We start from the raw sequence: 20,040 nt of genomic DNA, 5'->3' as shown, positions 1-20,040 counted from the left end.
CGACGTGATAGGCGAACAACAGATGGCATTATGGGTAAAAGCAAGCTTCAGCACTCAGCACTAGCATCCGGCAGCAGCTGCTTGGCCAATTCGTCCACAGTCTGCAAGGCTTCATGCCAGGACGCGGGCTCATCGTGATAAACCAGCGGGCCGATAAAACGCTCGTAGCGATCCTGATGGATAGGATCGGTCTGTAAGCACCCGAGGCCATATCGCAATTCATCTGCAGGGCTATTGGCAAATTGCGCATGTTGATTACCGAACTGAGCTAAGTCGGTCTTTATGACCGCCTCTACCAGCGTGCGTAATGCGGCCATGTCATATCCGCCAGATGTCGCCATGTGAAGATCGTAGACGTGCCTCACTAGCGTTTCATCGTCTTTTCGGGAAGGATCACGATTCACATGAGCTGTACGGCGCAGTAATGCCACCAGCTTTTCGCTGATCGTGGCATTTAGGCTAACCACCGGAAAGGAAGCTACCTCTGGCGGTAGCTGAAGAGCATTGGCATACAAAGAGCTGACAGAGCAAGCCACGGCGGGCTCGTATAGCTCTGATGCAGTGACGTCTAGCTTCAAGTCAGGTCGAAGCGCTGAAATGCTGCCCTGGGTACGGGGATAGCGAACGGTAAACTCCGCATAGCGGTACTCGTTACGCTTGACGACCTCACTATCGGGATCAATTGCCAGGATCTGGGAACGACTGATGATTGCTTCTATTTCAGACAGAACCGCTTTCCTTGCTGCCTTAAGCGCCGTTCGAGACATGCCCGTTGCTACCCCATCGCGGGGAACAAGCTTGATATCGATATCCTCGGACATACGGAAAAGCTTGTGGTGGGCTTTTGCCAGGCTGGTACCGCCTGCGAATACCAACTCAAAAGTTCCCGAATGCAGCTCTGAAAGCAGACTCAGTAACTGGACAGCATATACATCTTTTTCCACGATAGCGGGGCTATCAATGCCCAGCGCATCGGCCACGTCGGGAAACAACCCCGGATCGATGTTCATGCTGAAGCACGCTCAATACCCAAGCGATATTTCCCGTAGGCAATCTGGCGATGAAACGGGCCTTTCACTTTGACCATCACTCGCGCGGGAATTTGTGTGCGTCCCGCCTGATAAGCCTTTTCTGCACTGGCTGGCTCCCACTGAACCCCTAGGCGATTCAATGCCTCTTTGGCGACTTGATCAAAGCCACCGGGCGCCGCAATCATTGGCTTACCCGTGATACGGTTTTGGCGCGCTTTGGCATATAGCCCCTTACCAATACGTACTAATCTTCCCTGCGCTTCTAATTGCCGAAGCACACGTCCAACTTGGTCGTAACCACCCAGAGCAGCAAAATCATCACGTAGAAACACCATTCGCCGACTTTTGCGAATTTTGTCACGAATGCGTGACTCGAGTGTTGGAGTGGTCATGTAACGCCTCCAGTAGCTGGGCAATGACTGGAATTACTCTATACCTTCAGGCTTTAAAATACAAAAACACGACATGAACAAAAAATAAAATATGGATTTTAGCCATTAAAATCAAAACATTACTGATAAAAATAGAAATAACAGCTGCCGCAAATCATCCTCGCCTCCCCCTTATTGTGAACCAATCACGGGTAAGCTCACCATGTACGAAGCGATATCTACACCTTGTCTTTAACTTCATGTTTTTTATAAGTTTTCCCGCTAAGCTTATCTGCAAAACTGGTCGGAATCAGTTCTTGCGTTGGCTCACCTGGCAAAGCAGAACTACCGGATCTCGCTTCAATAAGCTCCACAGCGTGTCGTTGTATGGTAACGGTAAGGTCACTGACGATTGGTACATAATCAATTTTAATACCCTGGTTTCTAAGGCTATCGGCCATAGTAAAAAACCTGGGTTCTTGCATTTTATGATCAGGCCTCTCCCCACGTGTCACTAACGGCTTGGTCAAGCCTACCTGGTCTGCAAAAGATTGTTGGCTGATATTCAGTGCTGCACGGGCCACGCGCATTGCCATGGCGTCAAGCATCTCCCCTTCTGCGTATAGCCTGACGCAATCAAGCGTACTGAAGACATCAATTTCTACCTTCTCTTCCCGCATGACGTAGACAAGCCTTACCAGCGTATCCGCTCGCATCGCCATATCTGGCTTTTCATTACGAGTAATGACGCTTTTTGTGACGCCTAACCTGTCAGCCATCTCTTGCTGGGTCCATTGGCAAGCGGCCCGCGCCATCCGTAGGGCGATCGCTAATCGTGTTGTTTCGTACATATTGAGTTGACTCCGTCTAGAATCGGGCTAGAATGTCACTATATAAACACATCAGTTAATTTTGTGACATAAGAACCTGGAGACATTCATGAATATCGAGCCCTACCGCAGCACCACTCAGCCATACAAACACGGAGGATTTACGTCTACCTGTATGCTACGAATCAATGACGTCAAGGTAAGAACGGGGTTGTCCAGATCTACCATCTACAGCAAACTTGATCCAAAATCATCGGCTTACGACCCTACTTTCCCGAAGCAAATCAAGCTTGGAGCAAGAGCTGTTGCTTGGCTAGAGGAAGAAATTGATACCTGGCTGCAACAGCAAGTAATGATGAGACATTGATTCTAGCTCTCATTGCTTTGGCCTAAACGGCACAACGCGTCTCCGGCATAACAGGTATTAATATTTTGAATGCTCGGCATTTGGCCTCCAGGGTTTAGGGCAACACACCCGCCAAGCCTATGTCTGCCATGGCAGCCACGCTTAAATTGCGCGGGTTCCTTATAGGCTGGCCCTAACAGGTCTTGGACTCAGGAGCTTCAATCATAGGCCACACCAACGAAGCGACCTTCTCTAACGCTTGCTTGCGCTCTTTAAAGTAGTCATAACGGTCGTAAATTCCTTCGACCCCTTTTAATTTGTGATTCAAACAGCGTTCAGCAACATGACCAGGCACCCCAGCTTCAGCTAGCAAGCTGCGGCAGGTACGTCTGAGGTCATGGACCGTAAACATTTGTGTCTCGCCCATTTTATTCGCTGGCTGCTTCTTTTTTCCTGCCTCATGACCAAACTGCTTGGCAATGGCACGATTGAGCGTGTCTTTCCCCATAAAAGGCTGTTTGCTGCTTCGGCGATTCGGAAACACATAAGGAGAGCCACATGCACGTACATGCAGCTCCTCAAGCCATGTGACGGCAAGGCGCGGGAGCGGGATGATGAGCCCTGTTCCCGATTTACTGCGTTCACTGGGCAGCTTCCAACGCTGGTTTTCTAAATCGAATTCTGTCCACGGAGCTTCAATCAGCTCCGTTTTGCGCACTCCTAGCACGAGCAACAAAGCACAGGCTAAATAATTCTCACGGCTAAAGCTGTCGTTGTTATCTCTGAAGATTTTGAAGACGTGATGGAGTTCATCAATGCTAAGCGCTCTATCCCTGCTTTTCTCGACACCACCTGCGTCATTTACATTAAAAGCCGATGCTGGGTTATATGTCAGCAAGCCCAGTTTGATGGCATGATTAAACAGCTGCTTAAGATACATCAGGGTATCGTTAGCGATGGTAGGGCGCCCGCTTGCTGAGACCTTTCTGATGATGTCGCGAACATCCATCGGAGTAACGCTATCAACCGTCATGCTACCAAGGGACGGCGCGATCTCTTTATTAAAAATTCGCTCAGGGATGCCCGGATGCTTCAGCCGCTTTAGTAATTCTTTGTGCCAATCTAAAAACAGATCATCGACCGTGCGGATCGTGATTTGCTCTTCACGCTTACGAGCCTCAATGGGATCAACCCCGTCACGAATCAAACCCTGAGCTTCGACTGTCTTTATCCGGGCTTCCGCTAACGACACATGCGGGTATTTACCCAAAGTCAGCTCCCGCCGCTTTCGATTAATCGTGTAGCGCAGCATCCAGTAGGGAGCGGCACCCCCTTTAGGAATCATGAAGTAAAGGCCATTGCCGTCACTGTAGCGGCCTGGCTTGCCATCTTTCACATATGCTTGTACCCGTCGGGCTGTAAAGCTTCCCATATAGCGTGTTCCCTATCTCTGCGCCTGAGCCACCCGTAACCTATTGATTTCTAAAATAATAAAAAATCATGAAATTAACACAACTATATGAAAAATATAGATTTTTTATTGAAAGTGGGGAGTATATTCTTATATTTTACCTCATTTTGTGGGGAGTAGCCCTACCTACTCCCCAATCTACTCCCCACTTTATGCTGGCTTAAGCTAGATATCGCTGGACACAACTGGACAAAAAATTATAAAAATATCAATAAAATCAATATTTAATACACGATATTGGATTTAACTGGAAGTCACTCAATATTTTGAATCTGCTCCCTCATCTGCTCGATCAACACCTTCAACTCCACGGCGCAGCGAGTCGTCTCCGCTACGACAGATTTTGACGAGAGCGTATTAGCTTCGCGGTTGAGCTCCTGCATCAGGAAATCCAGACGGCGACCTTTGGGGCCTTTCTGGGCGAGCTGGCGGCTGACTTCTTCAACGTGTGCGGTTAGGCGGTCGAGTTCTTCATCCACATCAGCTTTTTGCGCCACCAGTACCAACTCGGCTTCCAGGCGTTGCGGGTCGAGTTCGGTCTTGGCGACTTCCAGGCGCTCCAGCAGTTGGGCGCGCTGGCGCTCCAGGATCTGCGGCAGCAGGCCGCGCACGGTAATCACCTGCTCGCTGACTGCCGCAAGTCGCATAGTAATCATCTCGGCGAGCTTTTCGCCTTCCCGGGCGCGGGCGTCGATCAGCTCGTCCAGCGCTTGATCAAACAAAGTGGCGGCAGCAGCTTTGATAGCCTCTTGGTCAAGGTGCTGGGTTTCCAGCACGCCCGGCTGGTTAAGTAGCTCCAGGGTAGTCGGCGGCACGGCGCTTTGCACCTGCTGCTGAACCGCCGCCAGAGCGTCGGCGATATCTTTTAGTCTCTGGCTATTTACCGCCGGGGCTTGATTGGCCTCAGCGGCGTCAAACCGCACGCTGCATTCCACTTTTCCCCGTGCTAAGCGCTCGCGCAGGGCATCGCGCAGCAGCGGCTCTAGCTCGCGCAGAGTGTCAGGCAGGCGAAAGTGCGGTTCTAAGTAGCGTTGGTTAACCGAGCGAATTTCCACCTGCAAGGTACCGAAGGAGGCGACGTGCTCGGCGCGTGAAAAAGCCGTCATACTGTGGACGTGGCGTGGGCTGGCCATTCGTGATTCCTGTTAGTCGCGCATTTCGGACAGTCTACCCGATCCAGACGAGGTTGAGAGGCCCGCTTTGAATAGACCCGTCAGCCGCTGTGTTGACGTGTACAATGGGGTCACTGTTTTTATCAATAGTCTGATGTGAGGTGCTATGCGTCCTGATGTTGTTCGCCCCAGCGGTCGCGAAGCCGACCAGCTCCGCGATATTCGCTTAACCCGCGATTACACCCGCCACGCGGAAGGCTCCGTACTGGTGGAGTTTGGCGATACCAAGGTGCTGTGTAATGCCAGCGTAGAAGCGGGCGTGCCGCGCTGGCTGCGTGGCAAAAATCAGGGCTGGATCACCGCCGAATACGGCATGCTGCCCCGCGCTACCCACTCACGTAGCGGCCGTGAGGCAACCCGCGGCAAGCAAGGTGGTCGCACCCTGGAAATTCAGCGCTTAATTGGCCGCAGCCTGCGCGCGTCGGTAAATTTGAAGAAGTTGGGCGAATTCACCATTACCGTGGATTGCGATGTCATTCAGGCGGATGGCGGCACCCGCACCGCTGCGATTACCGGGGGCTGTGTAGCACTGGTGGATGCCATTCGCTACCTGCAGCGCGAGAAGAAGATCAAAGGGGATCCCTTCAAGCAGCTGGTGAGCGCCATTTCCGTGGGCATTTATAAAGGCGAGCCGGTGCTGGATCTGGACTACCCGGAAGACAGCAAAGCCGACACCGACCTGAACGTGGTGATGACCGAAAGCGGCGAGCTGATTGAGGTACAGGGCACCGCTGAAGCGGGCGCCTTTAACCGCGCCGAGCTCAACGCCATGCTCGACCTCGCTGAAAAAGCAGGCAATGAGTTGCGTGAACAGCAGCGTGAGGCGCTGGGGATTCGTGGCTAGATAGAGCAATCAAGCACTATTGCTGGCGTAAAAGTTCGCCAGCAATAGTGTTACGCGATTACTTAACCGCAGTCACTACTAATTCTAAAAGTACATTCTCGCCAAGGTCAGCAACGCCTAATGTGGCTCGGGCTGGCAGATGGTCAGCATCAAACCATTGAGTCCACACATCGTTCATACCTTTCTTGAGATTCAAGTCAGAGACATAAGCAGTTGCGGTAACGATTCGCTTATTATCTGTACCTGCTTCGGCTAGATAGCTTTCCAGTTTATCAAGCACTTGGCGTGTTTGGCCTGCCATATCAAGCGTAAGATCATCAGCAATTATTCCACCGAAGAAAACAAAGCCATTCGCTTCTACAGCGCGGTGCATAATAGGTGTTTGGATATGTCGTTTAATCATAATAATCTCCAGTTTGCCTTAATTGGCGTACGTTAACTCGTCCTATTCAGGACAAGGTGTTTGAAACCTTTGAATAGAAAAAGGAGTAATGGGGAGCTTGGGCTCTCGCTCCATGGCAAGATCGGCGACTATTTCTCCAGTAATGGGGCCTAACTGATAGCCGTGAGCAGAGAACCCAAACGCGTGAATAACATTGTCGTGTTGACTGCTGAGACCTATTACAGGAATGTGATCCTGCATGACTGCTTCGACGCCTGCCCAGGTTCGCATGATGCGTGCCTCTTTCATGAACGGAAACAGGCTGACGACGGTATCGGCATTCTCCGCCAACCCACCCAAGCGGGTTTCGGCCACATGGCGAGCAATATCCACGACACCGCACACCCCTCCTCCAATCAAAACAGTACCGTTCTCAAACTGCTTAAAAGATAATGGCCGCGATGTGGCGCCCACTACTGTCCCTAAAAATGGCGATAGTCGCTCAGTGATCATTAGCATGGGAGCCTCAGCAGTGAGGGGAACCGGTTCTCCAAGCCATTTGCAAAGCTCTCCTGACCAAGCGCCAGCACAATTGACAAGCAAATCGGCATCAAAATGCTCTTCGCCTCCACTTAGGCGCCAGCCATTTCCCTTAGGCTCTATATCAGTTATCTCGATACCTTCGCGGAAGCAGGCGCCCTGGCGTTCAGCTTCGCGACGCCAGGCAGTAACAGTGCGATAAGGATTGGCAAAGCCATCGCCATCACACGCAAGCCCACCTGGACAATGGCCAGCCAACGCCGGTAGCCGCTTGCGTAGCTCATCACGGTTGATAAGCTTTTCATGGTGGTACCCCAGGTTTTGCACTTGGCGCTCACGTTCGTTGAGGATGGCCATATCATTATTGTTTTCAGCCACTTTGATTTGCCCAACAGGACGAAACCCACAATCGTCACCGACAATACTCGTCATGTTCTGCCAGCGTTCCCAAGCAGCTATCGCTAACGGTATCTCTGCCGGGTGCCTGCCGAGCCGACGTACACCACCGGCATTGACGCCCGAGGCATGGCGACCGGCATAGGCCTTATCAATGACAGTGACCTCATACCCTTGATTACTTAATCGCAGCGCAGCACTGCAACCATGAAATCCCGCGCCCACAACCACTACACGACGAGACATCAGCCTTCCTCCGCCGCCTTTGCAAGCTGTCCGAGGGTGATCGGTTTGAAAGGTGGTCGCAGCCTGTAATAGCCGGTCTCTTCAACACTCTGCTGATTGGCATCTGCCAGCAGTTCGCTCACGGTAATACCGCACATACGGCCTTGACACGGCCCCATGCCACAACGAGTGAACGACTTAGTTTGGTTGGGCCCTCGGCAGCCCATTTCGGCCATACGCCGGATTTCTCCGCCGGTTACCTCTTCGCACCGGCAGGCTAGCGTATCGTCATCGGGTAAACGCCATTGTTTTGCAGGTCTATACAACACATCGAGAAAAGGCCTAATAGCAGTGTCACGCGCTAGTGCTTTACGAATTGGTTGGGCGCGTTCAGTACTGTTTGCCAAGGTTAATTTATCTAGCGCCAGGGCAGCCCCCAGGCCCGCTAATTGACCTTGCATGGCCGCGGCCTTGGCTCCTACGATACCGCCTCCATCACCCGCTACGGCAATACCTGGGATATCGGTGCTCAGCCACTCATCCAGACGTGGCCTCCAAGATAATTGCTGCTCATCCCACTCATGGTGGCAATCCACCGCCCGAGTGATTTGGGTATTGGGGATAACGCCTTGATGAAGCAGCAAGGTAGGCGTTTCAAGTGTCTGCCAATTATCATCGCCCTGTTGCTTCCATAAAACGCGCTCCAACTGACCACTACCTTCGGCGCGCAGAGCGCTTACGCCTTTAATGTGGCGAACACCTGCACGACGTAGTTCACGTAAGAGTCCCACCCCCTTTAATAGGGTGCTGGCATTACGTAACGCACCGGGAGTGTGCTTAAGAGCGGCGCGATATCGATTCCGTGGCGTAGTATCAAGAATGGCCGCTATCTCGACACCTGCGCGAAGATACTGAGTGGCTAGCAGCAATAATAAGGGGCCACAGCCGGCTAATACGACTGGAGCCTGGGGCACGGCCCCGGCACTCTTGAGCAATATTTGACCACTTCCTGCTGTCATGACCCCTGGCAATGTCCAACCAGGTATTGGCATTGGCCGCTCCATGGCTCCTGTGGCAAGGATGATATGTCGCGCACAGATCATTTCTGCCTTGTCATCATGCAATAGCCCGATTTCGCGCTGCCGGGTCAACTGCCACACGGTGGTTGCAGGACGATAGTCAATTTGAGGGTCTTTAAGCCCCTTGATTAGAGACTCGCCAGACCAGTAATCCTCGCCAAGAATCCGCCGATCACGCACAGGGGTACTTTCCAATGCACGATAAATTTGACCACCCGCCGCAGGCTGCTCATCTATTACCACCGGCGTAATGCCATATTCGAGGGCAGTAGTTGCTGCGGCCATACCTGCTGGGCCTGTACCGAGAATGACTAGGTCATGCGTAATCATGAAGTTAATCTCCTGGCACCCTGCTGTGTATGGACATGCATCCCATCGCGAACCTCCACTTGGCAGGCCTGAACATTGGGATTGCCATCAACTTCCACCAAACATTCAAAGCACACACCCATCATGCAGTAAGGAGCACGAGGGGCATTACTAACCGGCGTACTCCGGCAGATACTAATGCCCGAAGTGAGTAATGCCGCAGCGACAGTATCGCCAAGGCGAGCCGTCACGGTCTGCTCATCAAAGTGGAAAGTTACTACCGCTTCGTTAGTGGCTTCAGGCGGGGATAGACGTTTGAACATGGAATCTCTCCGCAGTAAAAGGGGTGATTTCAGAAGGTGCTTCAGCGCCTGCAAACCAGGGCGCCAAACACTTTGCATGGGCTGCGGCTAACGTCACACCGCTATGGCAACAAGCGATAAAAGCCCCAGGATGACTTTCAGATGCTTGATAAAGCGGATAACCATCAGGTGTCATAACTCTCAAGGCTCCCCAACTGCGAACCACTCGAGTATTTGCAAGTGCCGGTAACGCTCTTACGGCGCGCTTAGCAATTTGAGCAAGCACGGGTGTTTCAGTACCGTCATTGAAACCGACGTCTTCATGAGAGTCGCCCATGAGAATTGAGCCCTCTCCGGTCTGACGTAGATAGGTCGTTGGTAGGTTAAGCAGTGGCCGCATTCGTTCAGTAACCAGGATTTCACCCCGATTAGGTATTAATGGTGCATCTAGCCCTACCTGCGGAGCTAGTTCTCGGTTGCCAAGCCCTGCAGCCAAAATGACACGGTCCGCCGTAATGGTTTGATGATTGCTCTCGATCACATAACTCTCCCCATTACGCCGAATCTCCTTTACCTTGCCAACAGCAAGGAAGCGGCCTCCATGGCAACGAATGCCAGCATGTAGCGCTCGAAGCAGATAAAGAGGATTAGCGTGCCCATCCCAGCTTGACCATGAAGCGCCCGTTACGCTTTCGCCAATTTCAGGAATCAAGTCATGTAACTGGCTATGGTTCAGCATTTTGAACGAAAACTGGCGATCCGTTGCTTGAGAAAGTGCATCAAGATCTACTTCGCGACTCGCCAATTCCGCTTCGCTATAGCAAAGATGGACTCCCCCCGGGTTGTGGTGCTGAGTTGCGACCCCAGTCAACTCAAAGAGCTCTTGAGAAAGTGCCGACCACTTGGATGCAGAACGCATACTCCATTGGGAATAACGCGGTATTTCCTGCCCCTTTCCTTGAACCCAAACCAATCCAAAATTACCTCGCGATGCACGATAGGCCACATCACCTTCATCTAGTATGCTAACTTGGTGACCTTGGCTGGCTAGGCCATAAGCAATTGCACTACCTACTAATCCCCCACCAATGACGGCGAAATCACACTGCTGCATAGTCGGCTCCTTAACCTTTACCGATAAGAACTTTGTCAATTCCATAGAGCCGGTCGAGCAGCACCATAAATAGCACCGTCAAAACGATTAACACCGTAGAAACAGAGGCAATTAATGGATCGACGGTATGAGCAATATGGTTGTACATCTGAACAGGCAGCGTTGTTGTGCTGGGTGAGGCCACGAAAATGGTCATCGACAACTCATCAAAGCTGGTAGTAAACGCTAAGATCCAGCCACCGGCGACTCCTGGGAGAATCATCGGTATGGTGATGCGCCGAAACATCGTCCACTGGGAAGCGCCTAGTGATAAAGCAGCCTTTTCCGCACTACGATCCATGCCAAATACAGATGCCATCACCAAGCGCATGGTATAGGGCATAACGATAATCACATGAGCTGCAATGAGTGCCCAAAAGCTACCGTAAATGCCTATTTGAGAGAAGAAACTGAGGAATGCTACCCCAAGTACAACATGAGGAATCATTAGCGGTGATAAAAACAAACCCACTAATGCATCACGACCACGGAAACTATAGCGGACAATAGCTAGCGCTGCCGGCACCGCTAACAGGGCCGAAATACTGGCAGCAGCAACGCCAAGATAAAGGCTATTCCAGAAAGCACGGATAAAAGCAGGGTACTCAAAGATTGCCACGAACCAGCGAAGAGAAAATCCATTTGTCGGGTAAGAGATATAGCCATTCGGTGTAAAAGCTACCAGCATTACCACTACTAAGGGAGCAAGTAGAAAAACGACAAATAACGAGTGAAACGTAAGGGCAAGTTTACTGTTATGTAGCATTCGGAAGTCTCCTAGCCCAGGGTGCGACGAAAACGCCGCTCCATCATGCGGTTATAACTCATCACCACGACAACATTGGCCACCAGCAGCACAATGGCTATTGCAGCCCCCATAGGCCAATTCATAGTGTTGAGATACTCATCGTAAGCAGCAGTAGCCGCTACCTTTAGACGGCGCCCACCAATAATGGCTGGGGTGGCAAAAGCACTGGCTGATAAGGCAAATACAATCAAGCTGCCGGAAAGGATACCGGGCAATATTTGAGGAATGACTACGCGTCGAAAAACTGTCCCGTGGCTAGCGCCTAACGACAAACCAGCATGTTCTACCGCAGGGTCAAGCTTCTGAAGAGCGGCCCAAACCGAGATCACCATCAATGGAACTAAAACATGTACCAGCGCAAGAATTACGCCGGTGTGAGTGTACATCAAGTTACCTGCACTAGACTCAGCAATACCAATTGCTTCCAAAAATTTACCCAGTAAGCCATTACCACCAATCAGCAATACCCAACCAAGTGTTCGCACTACTACTGAGATTAATAATGGTGCCAAAGTAACGACTAGAAATAACGAACGCCACGGATTACGCATTCTTGAAAGAATATAAGCTTCTGGTACGCCTATAATAATACAGAGAATTACTACTGCTATACTAATACTATAGGTACGCAGAAATATTTCGTGGAAGTAACTATCTCGAAGAACTTCATAATAGTTTTCAAGGCCAAATGAAGAAACAATACCAATCGAATAATCAAAGCTATTAAAACTAAGTATCAGCGTCATTATTAGTGGCATGCCCAATAGGGCAAGAAAAAAAATAGCACCTGGCGCACTCAGTAACCACGGCACCGGATTAATTGTACGAGTACGCGACATAGAAGGAGATAGGCTAGAGGTGAGCTCAGTCATGTGCTTGCTCCCCCAGAATACGTACAGCTCCTTCCTGCCAGCGAATTCCTACATCTTCGCCAACTGCGGCTCCCTGCACTCCTAAATTAGGTTGAGTAATTAATAGCTCGCCGATACTACTATCCACTTGGTATAACCAGTGATTCCCTAGAAATAACCTTGTACGAACACATCCGTTTAGTTGGCCAGCACCTTGATGTGTTAGCTCTAATTTTTCTGGACGGATTGATAATTGAACCTGATCACCTTGAATATCGATAGGCACAGAGATTTCAAGCTGATAATCACCTAGTTTGACCTGAGCTTGGCTACCGATTTGCTGATCTATGTGGCAAGCAAATAAATTGGTCTTTCCAACAAAAGATGAAACAAATTTATTTTTAGGATTTTCATAAGCTGAAAATGGCTCATCAACTTGTACTACCTTGCCCTCATTCATAACCACAACACGATCACTAAGTGAAAGTGCTTCCGATTGATCATGTGTAACCATCAGGGTTGTAGTGCCAACCTGCTGCTGAATATTCCGCAGCTCAATCTGCATGTTTTCTCTTAATTGTGCATCAAGGTTTGAAAGAGGCTCATCAAGTAGCAACAACGGCGGACGAATTACGAGAGCACGAGCCAGGGCGACACGTTGGCGTTGCCCGCCAGATAGTTCGCGAGGATACCGATCTTCCAGATGCTCAAGACGAACCAGTTCCAACGCTTCCCATACTTGTTGGCGACTCTCACTGATCGGAACTTTGCGCATTTCCAGACCAAATCGAACATTTTCTGCGACGGTCATATGGGGAAAAAGGGCGTAGCTTTGAAACACAATTCCTATTCCCCGCTGATTGGGTTTACAGGACGTAATATCATCGCCGTTCATCCAGATGCGCCCGCGAGAAGGCTCAACAAAACCAGCAATCATTTGCAATGTAGTTGTCTTCCCACACCCCGATGGGCCAAGCAGGGAGACAAACTCGCCTTGGGCAATATCAAGCGTCATATCTTGCACAGCCACGTTATTGCCATAACGCTTAGTCAGTGACTCTAAATGCAGAAAACTCATGGTATAGGACTCCCACACACCCTTACCTATCGTGTTGAAAGCAAGGGTGTGTTGTCTTAAGTGTTATCAATAAAGAAAGAGATTAAGCGCAGGATTAGCGCTCAACCTGACGGTTCCATCGATTAGTCCACTCAAGACGATTAGGGTTAATAACATCCCAATCCACAGCCACTAGCTGGTCGACCTTTTCCCCATAAGGAAGGATTTCCGCTAAATCATCGGGTAATTCTGCATTTCGCTGCGCAGGCCCCCAGCCTTGCGTATCAGCCAACAATTCTTGAGACTCAGGGGTCAGCAAATGTTCAACAAACGCTTCGGCTAACTCGCGTTCTTCGCTACCTTCTATTACACAGGCAGCAACCATCAAAGCAACGGCACCTTCTTCAGGATATGCAAAGGCGCCAGGGAAACCGGTATTAGCAAGCGCGCGTAAACGCCCGCTACCCCAAACTGATAAAGCAATTTCCTCATTTTGGAAAAGTTCTGACATTTTGCCTGCAGAAGGCTCAAAAGAGAGAATATTGGGCGCGGCTTCTTCTTGCATAAAGATGAAGCCAGGATCGATATCGCTTTCCCCCCCACCGTTAAGTCGTGCCGCCATCACCAAGGCATGCACGCCATACGTATTGCTAATGGAAGGAACGACCAACTTGTCGGCAAATTTTTCATCGGCCAGATCATTCCAAGATGAAGGTGGCTCCCATCCATTACGCTCAAACATTTCGGCATTGTATGCAAAACCAGAAGCGACTAAGCCAACACCAACAGCCTTGTCATCAGGGAAGCGTGCAATGTCGTAGACATCGTCTAACATAGCGGTATTTTGCATCGGTGAGCAGAAGCCTAGATTAATAGCTTGGTACATCGGGCCATCATCCATCAGCACTACATCAAGCTCTTGGTTTCCACGCTGGGCTTGCAGCTTAGCCAAGGTATCGGTGGAATTTCCTGCTACATAGATGATTTCCGCCTCATGCTCCTCAAGGAAGGCTGGAATGATTTCATCACGCATAGCTTGTTCGGTAGAACCACCATAGGAACCTACGTATAGCGGTTCAGCAAGAGCTGTATTCATGCCAAGAAATACCAGTCCTGCCATTGCGGTCGTTTGCTTATTCAGTCTTTTCATATTTGCAGTGTCCTGTCATTGATGTTGGTGTTTTGCTTGTTGTTATCAATGGCCGCCACCGCTTCTGGTATTGCTAGAAAACGGTCAGAAGGCGTGGGCAGTGCGACCTTCAATGAAGCTAGCACTGCTTCAGGCATCAGGACTAATGCCTTTTGTTAGGCACCTTATTCGCTAATGTTATGGGTTAGCCAAAAAAGGGATTATCAAGCTGATTAGCCAGATAAACTTTTACTTCATCCAGAAATTCCAAAACTAGACGTGATGGAGGTCGAAATGCAGGAAGCACGGCACTGTAATGAAAAGGTATTCTGGGTGAAAAAGGACGTATAACTAGGCCACGCGAGGCATAGCTACCTGCTGTAATAGGATCTATTAATGAAACGCCTGCACCCGACAAAACGAGTTCACAAGCAACGCTCGATAATTGAGTTTCGATACGCATACGCCGCGCAACACCTGCTTGATGGAAAACATGGTCAATAAGGGGTCTGACATCCTGTGTCTGACCCAGTGAAACAAACGGCTCGCCTTCCAAATCTTCTGCAGTAATAGCTGCTTGCTGCACCAATCTATGCTCAGGCAACATTACTAAGCACAACTCACCGCTAGCAATAGGGAGTACGGTGACAGAGGGATCCTCCAAATGCATGCCTATTAAACCTGCATCACACTGCTGAGTTGCCACCCACTCTAATACTCGTTGCGAGCTATGTGCTTGTAATGAGACCGTTATTCCCGGATGACGTGATGTGAAGGAGTGGATGATAGGAGGTAATGCACTAAGCGCGAGAGCTGGCATGCAACTTAAGAAAAGCCTACCCGTTCGAAATTCTCTAATTTCTTTAGCAGTATCGGTAATTTTATCAAGCCCTACAAATGCTCTATCAACATCCTCATATAGCGCTAAGGCTTCAGGTGTTGGAATTAAGCGACCCTTGCTTCGCTGAAATAATGAAAACCCTACGTAATACTCTAAGTCGTTTATCAAACGGCTTACTGCAGGTTGTGAAACATGCAGAGTCTGTGCTGCCCTAGTAACGGTTTTATGTATCATCACCGCACGAAAGGCTTCTATCTGCCTAAGATTAATCATGCGCTATCTGTCCAAGTTGAAAATACGGATGCTTGTTTAAAATGCTCTCTAAACAGAATAATAAAATCCTTTGCAAGCTGAGATATAGGCTGATCTCGTGTTGTTAACAGCGCAAAATTTTCACTCAAGGCGGGCTTGAAGGGGCGCAAAATTAGTTCTTCTCCTTCGAAAACTTTTGCGCTGATTGGATCAATAATCGCAATTCCAACACCTTGTCGAACCAATCGAACAGCTTGAAGAGCGAGAGAAACCTCCAAGTAACTTTTGGGTTTGATACAACGAGTTTCCATGAGTTTTTCCAGATCAAGTCGCAAAGGATCCTGAGGTTCAAAACTGATTATCGTCTGGTTATCTAAATCATCTACTTCTATTATTTCATGGCCTGCCAAAGGATGGTGACGAGGTAAAGCGCATAGACTACCAAGGCTAAATACCTCGCTATCCACTCGATCATCGGCTTCAGCAACAATAGCAAAGCCCATATCACAACGTTGTGTAATCACATCCTCAATGACTTGCTCCGAACGAAAAGTAGCCAGTTCAAGTCGTGCATCAGGGTGCTGAGGGGAAAAAGCCGCCAACACATCAGGTAAAAAAGTAATCCCCAACAAGGGCATAGCACTAATACGCAATCCACCTACTTCTCTTCCGCTAATACGGCGTGCGGTCTCGCGGAGATGTTCCATTCCACTCCACATTCGCTGCACCTCGCGATGAAATAGGCGTGCTTCAGGTGTCGGCACCAAGCGCCCTCGTACACGTTCGAATAACGTAAAACCCACATCATGCTCCAGTTGCTTTAACAAACGCGTAACACCTGGTTGGGCGATCAGCATACGTCGTGCTGCACCAGATACAGTGCCAATTTCCATGACATGCTTAAATGCAAGGACTTGACGGTCGCGCAGATGAAGAGAGGGATTAGTCATAACTTTTACACATAAGGTGGCCAATCATTGGTATTGGATCGTATAGCCTATACCTACCTATAGTCGAGCTTACTTTAAACTTGATTGAGCAAGCGGCATGCAATTTGACTTCTTGATTATTGGTGGTGGCGTAGTAGGCATGGCTGTTGCCTATGGCCTACTGCGCAGAGGTCAAAAAGTTATCATGCTGGACGAAGGAGATGATGTTTTACGCGCATCACGAGGCAATGCCGGACTAACGTGGGTGCAGGGAAAAGGTGTGGGCATGCCTCGTTATGCAGAGCTGAGTCTACAGTCAAGCGATGCATGGCCTTTCTTTGCTAGTGAGCTTAGCGAGCGCAGTGGTGTACCACTTGAGTACTCTCGCCAGGGCGGTATTGATATTTGCTTTGACGTTCAGGAAGCCGAGGCACGTGTGGCCAACTATCGTAAACTTCAGGCTTCATCACCCTATCTCGCACGCTATTTTCAATGGGAATACTTAGATAGACGGGCTCTGTTAACCTATCTCCCTGGCTTGGGCGAAAGCATTCACGGGGGCACTTGGTCTCCCCATGATGGTCATTGCAATCCGCTATTGCTTTTGCGCGCACTATTAACAGCCAGCCTTAAGATGGGTCTTAGCTATCATCCAGGCTGCTCGGTTCAGCATCTCGAACCAAATAGAGCAGGCTTCACTGCCAGTACCCTAGGCGGTAACTGTTCAGCCGAGCGTATTATCGTAGCTGCAGGCCTAGGAGCGAAGCACCCTCTCCCCCATGCTGGGTCTGAGCGGAGATGTATTCCCATTGCGAGGGCAGATCCTCGTAACGGAAAAAATGCCTCTGATATCGCAACTTCCTACACCACAGATAAGGCAAACCGATAATGGTAGCTACTTGATCGGTGACACCCATGAGCACGCAGGCCTAAACAGGGATGCGACTACCAGCATCATGGCGAAATTAGCTGCTCGAGGGGTACGTATTTACCCGCACCTGAAGAACGCCAAAATAGTGCGTGCTTGGGGTGCGTTAAGAGTTATGACACCCGATGGGTTTCCACTTTATGAATCGTCCAAAGCCTACCCAGGTGCCTATAACATCAATTGTCATAGCGGAATTAGTTTGGCTGCTTTCCACGCCGAAGAGCTGGCTCAAGCCTTGCTGCATGACCGATTGAGCTATGAAATTAGCGAATTTTCTAGTGCACGCTTTAGCAAGATTAACTAATAAAAACTTTATACCGAGAGTACGACGCCTCACACAACCATCGATAAAACCAAGAGGAATGCAAAATGCGTCAAGCTACCTGCTGCTTACTTTTTACGACAGTATTGATCGGCGGTATCGCCTATGCTGATAGTAAACCTATACGCATAGGGGTGGATGTTCCCTATGCACCTTATCAATATAAAGAGCCTGACGGTACCATCACAGGATTTGAAGTAGAATTAGTCAATGCTGCTTGTGAACATATGGAGCGCGAGTGCGAGTGGGTGGAACAAGGTTGGGATGGAATTATTCCTGGATTAATGGCACGAAAATACGACCTTATAGCGTCAGCAATGAACATTACCGAAGAGCGTTCGCGACAAGTTAGCTTCTCGGCTCCCTACTACCAAATACCATCCGTTTGGGTTAAAAACATAAGCAATGAGTACAATCTAGAAGATGACTTGGCAGGCGTCGCAATCGGCGTGCAGCAGGCAACTATCCAAGATGAATATGTTACTACCTACTATCCTGATGCGGATATTCGTCGATATGGTGATTCAGGAACTGTAGTCACCGACATGCATGCTGAGCGCCTTGATCTGGTTTTCACCGCCTATTCTCTTGCTCAAGAAACGATGCTCCAGGACGAGCGTTTTATACAAACGGGGGACTTAATTACCGGCCCTGAGTCGATTTATGGGCCCGGTATTGGTGCTGCTTTCCGCCCACGAGATGAAGCACTAATAGAAGCTTTTAATAAGGCGATGCAAGAAATTAAAGAAGATGGAACATTCGACAATATTTATAACGATTATTTTAAAGATCAGTAACCTAATGGTTATTTATATTCTTTCCTAGCCACAACGCAACAAGCCGACCCAAGGTCGGCTTGTTGCTTACTAACAGACGGCAACGCGGGCAAAGCGCCTAAAGCGCTAGGTCATACTCAACGATTAGCGGTGCGAACTCGGAGAAGGTTGCATCGTAATCAATCCACGCATCGACCACGTGGCGACGGAAGTTGGGGCCAACTAGTTGATAGTCGATCCGCCAGCCTTCCTGGCGCTCACGGGGCACGTCTTGGTCAAGCTTCGGCCACCAGGTATATTCACCTGCATCGCGGTTAATTTCGCGGAAGGTGTCGATAAACCCGGTGGGGCCAAGCACCTGATCCATCCAGGCGCGTTCTTCCGGGCGGAAACCCGAAGTGAGCTGGTTGTCCGACCAGTTAGCCAAATCGACGGTTTTATGGGCAATGTTCCAGGTTCCGCAGATGATGTACTCGCGACGTTTGCGCGACATCTTCGTCAGATATTCCTGATACTGATCCATAAACGACTGTTTAGCCTTTTGGTCGCTGCCGTCGGGCATCAGGAAGGTGGCAATACTGAAGCGGTCATAATCCGCTTGCAGAAAGCGCCCTTCATGGTCGCACTGGGGAAAGCCCAGACCGTACATGATCGCCTTAGGAATTTTGCGGCAATACAGCGCCACACCGGCGAAGCCATCTTCTTCGGCATCCAGAAAATAGCCTTCATAGCCTTCCGGATAGAGAATATGGTCATCCAATTCAAAACTTTTTGCCTTGATGTTCTGCACGCAGACCACGTCGGCATCCTGCTGAGCCAGCCAGTCCAGGAAGCCACGGTCGACGGCATCACGTATACCATTGACATTGATGCTGGCAATTTTCATAAATCGTCCCTTTTGCGTCGCTGCTGTATGATACCCGACGTTTAGACGTTTGGGTAAATTGACAAACCAAATCTTGCTATTTACCCCCGTTTTATTGTTGTTTTTGCCTTACATTTCTAACGAAAAGAGAAAATCGACGTGGCCACCACTCTACAACCCTACCAGCGCGATTTCATTGCTTTCGCTATTGAACAAGGCGTACTCAAGTTTGGCGAATTCACACTCAAATCAGGCCGAGTGAGCCCTTACTTTTTTAACGCCGGGCTTTTTCAATCCGGGCGCGCCTTAGCCAAACTGGGCCGCTTCTACGCTCAGGCGATTGTCGATAGCGGCCTGAAAGCCGATGTGCTATTCGGCCCGGCCTACAAAGGAATTCCGCTTGCGGCCGTTACCGCCGCCGCACTGGCCGACCACCACGACCTCGACATGCCCTATGCTTTTAACCGTAAAGAAGCCAAAACCCACGGCGAAGGCGGCAATATTGTGGGCGCGCCGCTAGCCGGCGATATTTTAATCATTGATGACGTGATCACCGCCGGCACTGCGATTCGTGAGGTAATGAGCCTGATTGAGCAAAGCGGCGCCCGCGCGGGTGGTGTCATCATTGCCCTAGACCGCCAGGAACGTGGCCAGGGCGAGCAGAGCGCAATTCAGGAAGTCCAGGCCCAATACGCCATACCGGTGGTCAGCATTGTCACCCTTGAACAAGTGCTGACTTACTTGGAAGAGCACGCCGGTGGCGAAATGCTCGCCTACGCAAACGCCGTGCGGGCTTATCGTGACCGCTATGGTATTGCAGGCTAATGATGG

24 protein-coding genes are annotated in these 20,040 nt (G+C 49.9%); 6 read left to right on the top strand and 18 right to left on the bottom strand.

The annotated features are described in order from the left end of the window. Window positions 1–47: 47 nt before the first annotated feature. The 3 genes from BLR97_RS00365 to BLR97_RS00355 form a co-directional block, all read right to left on the bottom strand. On the bottom strand, window positions 48–1,010 hold the full coding sequence (locus BLR97_RS00365) for a nucleotidyl transferase AbiEii/AbiGii toxin family protein (protein WP_089701354.1): 963 nt from the start codon (window positions 1,008–1,010) through the stop codon (window positions 48–50). Beyond that, a complete protein-coding gene (locus BLR97_RS00360; protein WP_211605012.1) occupies window positions 1,007–1,423 on the bottom strand; it encodes a DUF6088 family protein in 417 nt (138 codons plus the stop codon). The genes BLR97_RS00365 and BLR97_RS00360 overlap by 4 nt, the downstream gene beginning before the upstream one ends. Before the next feature lie 218 nt (window positions 1,424–1,641). Next, window positions 1,642–2,253 (bottom strand): helix-turn-helix domain-containing protein, encoded by a 612-nt coding sequence (locus BLR97_RS00355; RefSeq protein ID WP_089701352.1) that lies wholly within the window; start codon window positions 2,251–2,253, stop codon window positions 1,642–1,644. A gap of 88 nt (window positions 2,254–2,341) precedes the next feature. On the opposite strand from BLR97_RS00355, the gene BLR97_RS00350 reads away from it, so the two are divergent. Beyond that, window positions 2,342–2,599, top strand: a complete 258-nt coding sequence (locus BLR97_RS00350; protein WP_211605010.1) for a helix-turn-helix transcriptional regulator — start codon at window positions 2,342–2,344, stop codon at window positions 2,597–2,599. A 172-nt stretch (window positions 2,600–2,771) separates the two neighbouring features. Here the strand turns inward: BLR97_RS00350 and BLR97_RS00345 are convergent, their stop codons facing one another. Together BLR97_RS00345 and BLR97_RS00340 are read right to left on the bottom strand one after the other, a co-directional pair. Next, window positions 2,772–4,010, bottom strand: a complete 1,239-nt coding sequence (locus BLR97_RS00345; RefSeq protein WP_089701350.1) for a tyrosine-type recombinase/integrase — start codon at window positions 4,008–4,010, stop codon at window positions 2,772–2,774. 293 nt (window positions 4,011–4,303) lie between these two features. Further along, complete coding sequence (locus BLR97_RS00340; protein ID WP_089701348.1) at window positions 4,304–5,182, bottom strand: YicC/YloC family endoribonuclease; 879 nt, start codon at window positions 5,180–5,182, stop codon at window positions 4,304–4,306. A 145-nt stretch (window positions 5,183–5,327) separates the two neighbouring features. On the opposite strand from BLR97_RS00340, the gene rph reads away from it, so the two are divergent. Then, entirely contained in the window at window positions 5,328–6,065 is a 738-nt protein-coding gene (gene rph, locus BLR97_RS00335; RefSeq protein WP_089701346.1) for a ribonuclease PH, read from the top strand. 58 nt (window positions 6,066–6,123) lie between these two features. On the opposite strand, the gene BLR97_RS00330 is transcribed toward rph, so the two are convergent. The 12 genes from BLR97_RS00330 to BLR97_RS00280 form a co-directional block, all read right to left on the bottom strand. Next, window positions 6,124–6,468: a RidA family protein gene (locus tag BLR97_RS00330; RefSeq protein ID WP_089701344.1), complete on the bottom strand. Its 345-nt coding sequence runs from the start codon at window positions 6,466–6,468 to the stop codon at window positions 6,124–6,126. 42 nt (window positions 6,469–6,510) lie between these two features. Next, window positions 6,511–7,629 carry an NAD(P)/FAD-dependent oxidoreductase gene (locus BLR97_RS00325; protein WP_089701342.1) on the bottom strand — a complete coding sequence of 373 codons (1,119 nt, stop codon included), beginning with the start codon at window positions 7,627–7,629 and terminating at the stop codon, window positions 6,511–6,513. Then, the gene (locus BLR97_RS00320; RefSeq protein WP_089701340.1) at window positions 7,629–9,017 is read right to left on the bottom strand and encodes an NAD(P)/FAD-dependent oxidoreductase; all 1,389 of its coding nucleotides are present in this window, start codon (window positions 9,015–9,017) and stop codon (window positions 7,629–7,631) included. The genes BLR97_RS00325 and BLR97_RS00320 overlap by 1 nt, the downstream gene beginning before the upstream one ends. Next, entirely contained in the window at window positions 9,014–9,319 is a 306-nt protein-coding gene (locus BLR97_RS00315) for a (2Fe-2S)-binding protein (protein WP_089701338.1), read from the bottom strand. The genes BLR97_RS00320 and BLR97_RS00315 overlap by 4 nt, the downstream gene beginning before the upstream one ends. Continuing rightward, complete coding sequence (locus BLR97_RS00310) at window positions 9,294–10,412, bottom strand: NAD(P)/FAD-dependent oxidoreductase (protein ID WP_089701336.1); 1,119 nt, start codon at window positions 10,410–10,412, stop codon at window positions 9,294–9,296. The genes BLR97_RS00315 and BLR97_RS00310 overlap by 26 nt, the downstream gene beginning before the upstream one ends. A 10-nt stretch (window positions 10,413–10,422) precedes the next feature. Next, the gene (locus BLR97_RS00305) at window positions 10,423–11,217 is read right to left on the bottom strand and encodes an ABC transporter permease (protein WP_089701334.1); all 795 of its coding nucleotides are present in this window, start codon (window positions 11,215–11,217) and stop codon (window positions 10,423–10,425) included. Window positions 11,218–11,228: 11 nt separating this feature from the next. Continuing rightward, complete coding sequence (locus BLR97_RS00300) at window positions 11,229–12,131, bottom strand: ABC transporter permease (RefSeq protein ID WP_089701332.1); 903 nt, start codon at window positions 12,129–12,131, stop codon at window positions 11,229–11,231. Continuing rightward, window positions 12,124–13,188 carry an ABC transporter ATP-binding protein gene (locus BLR97_RS00295; RefSeq protein WP_089701330.1) on the bottom strand — a complete coding sequence of 355 codons (1,065 nt, stop codon included), beginning with the start codon at window positions 13,186–13,188 and terminating at the stop codon, window positions 12,124–12,126. The genes BLR97_RS00300 and BLR97_RS00295 overlap by 8 nt, the downstream gene beginning before the upstream one ends. Window positions 13,189–13,282: 94 nt before the next feature. Next, a complete protein-coding gene (locus BLR97_RS00290) occupies window positions 13,283–14,317 on the bottom strand; it encodes an ABC transporter substrate-binding protein (protein WP_027958524.1) in 1,035 nt (344 codons plus the stop codon). Then, window positions 14,314–14,454: a hypothetical protein gene (locus BLR97_RS19675; protein ID WP_155705954.1), complete on the bottom strand. Its 141-nt coding sequence runs from the start codon at window positions 14,452–14,454 to the stop codon at window positions 14,314–14,316. The genes BLR97_RS00290 and BLR97_RS19675 overlap by 4 nt, the downstream gene beginning before the upstream one ends. Window positions 14,455–14,501: 47 nt before the next feature. Continuing rightward, complete coding sequence (locus BLR97_RS00285; RefSeq protein ID WP_089701328.1) at window positions 14,502–15,410, bottom strand: LysR substrate-binding domain-containing protein; 909 nt, start codon at window positions 15,408–15,410, stop codon at window positions 14,502–14,504. Then, the gene (locus BLR97_RS00280) at window positions 15,407–16,339 is read right to left on the bottom strand and encodes a LysR family transcriptional regulator (RefSeq protein WP_089701326.1); all 933 of its coding nucleotides are present in this window, start codon (window positions 16,337–16,339) and stop codon (window positions 15,407–15,409) included. Before BLR97_RS00280 ends, BLR97_RS00285 begins: the two co-directional genes overlap by 4 nt. 97 nt (window positions 16,340–16,436) lie before the next feature. On the opposite strand from BLR97_RS00280, the gene BLR97_RS20060 reads away from it, so the two are divergent. From BLR97_RS20060 to BLR97_RS00265, 3 genes are all read left to right on the top strand, one after another. Continuing rightward, window positions 16,437–17,207: an NAD(P)/FAD-dependent oxidoreductase gene (locus BLR97_RS20060; protein ID WP_089701324.1), complete on the top strand. Its 771-nt coding sequence runs from the start codon at window positions 16,437–16,439 to the stop codon at window positions 17,205–17,207. Beyond that, window positions 17,098–17,550: an FAD-dependent oxidoreductase gene (locus BLR97_RS20055; RefSeq protein WP_089701322.1), complete on the top strand. Its 453-nt coding sequence runs from the start codon at window positions 17,098–17,100 to the stop codon at window positions 17,548–17,550. Before BLR97_RS20060 ends, BLR97_RS20055 begins: the two co-directional genes overlap by 110 nt. A gap of 65 nt (window positions 17,551–17,615) precedes the next feature. Continuing rightward, the gene (locus BLR97_RS00265) at window positions 17,616–18,365 is read left to right on the top strand and encodes a transporter substrate-binding domain-containing protein (RefSeq protein ID WP_089701320.1); all 750 of its coding nucleotides are present in this window, start codon (window positions 17,616–17,618) and stop codon (window positions 18,363–18,365) included. A 97-nt stretch (window positions 18,366–18,462) separates the two neighbouring features. Here the strand turns inward: BLR97_RS00265 and BLR97_RS00260 are convergent, their stop codons facing one another. Beyond that, window positions 18,463–19,230, bottom strand: coding sequence for an exodeoxyribonuclease III (locus BLR97_RS00260; protein WP_089701318.1), 768 nt, complete (start codon window positions 19,228–19,230; stop codon window positions 18,463–18,465). A gap of 138 nt (window positions 19,231–19,368) precedes the next feature. On the opposite strand from BLR97_RS00260, the gene pyrE reads away from it, so the two are divergent. Then, window positions 19,369–20,034: an orotate phosphoribosyltransferase gene (gene pyrE, locus BLR97_RS00255; protein WP_089701316.1), complete on the top strand. Its 666-nt coding sequence runs from the start codon at window positions 19,369–19,371 to the stop codon at window positions 20,032–20,034. The last annotated feature ends 6 nt before the right edge of the window (window positions 20,035–20,040 follow it).

It is taken from the genome of Vreelandella arcis (assembly GCF_900103865.1).
Lineage (GTDB): Bacteria > Pseudomonadota > Gammaproteobacteria > Pseudomonadales > Halomonadaceae > Vreelandella > Vreelandella arcis.
This window is presented reverse-complemented; position numbering and strand designations above follow the sequence as displayed.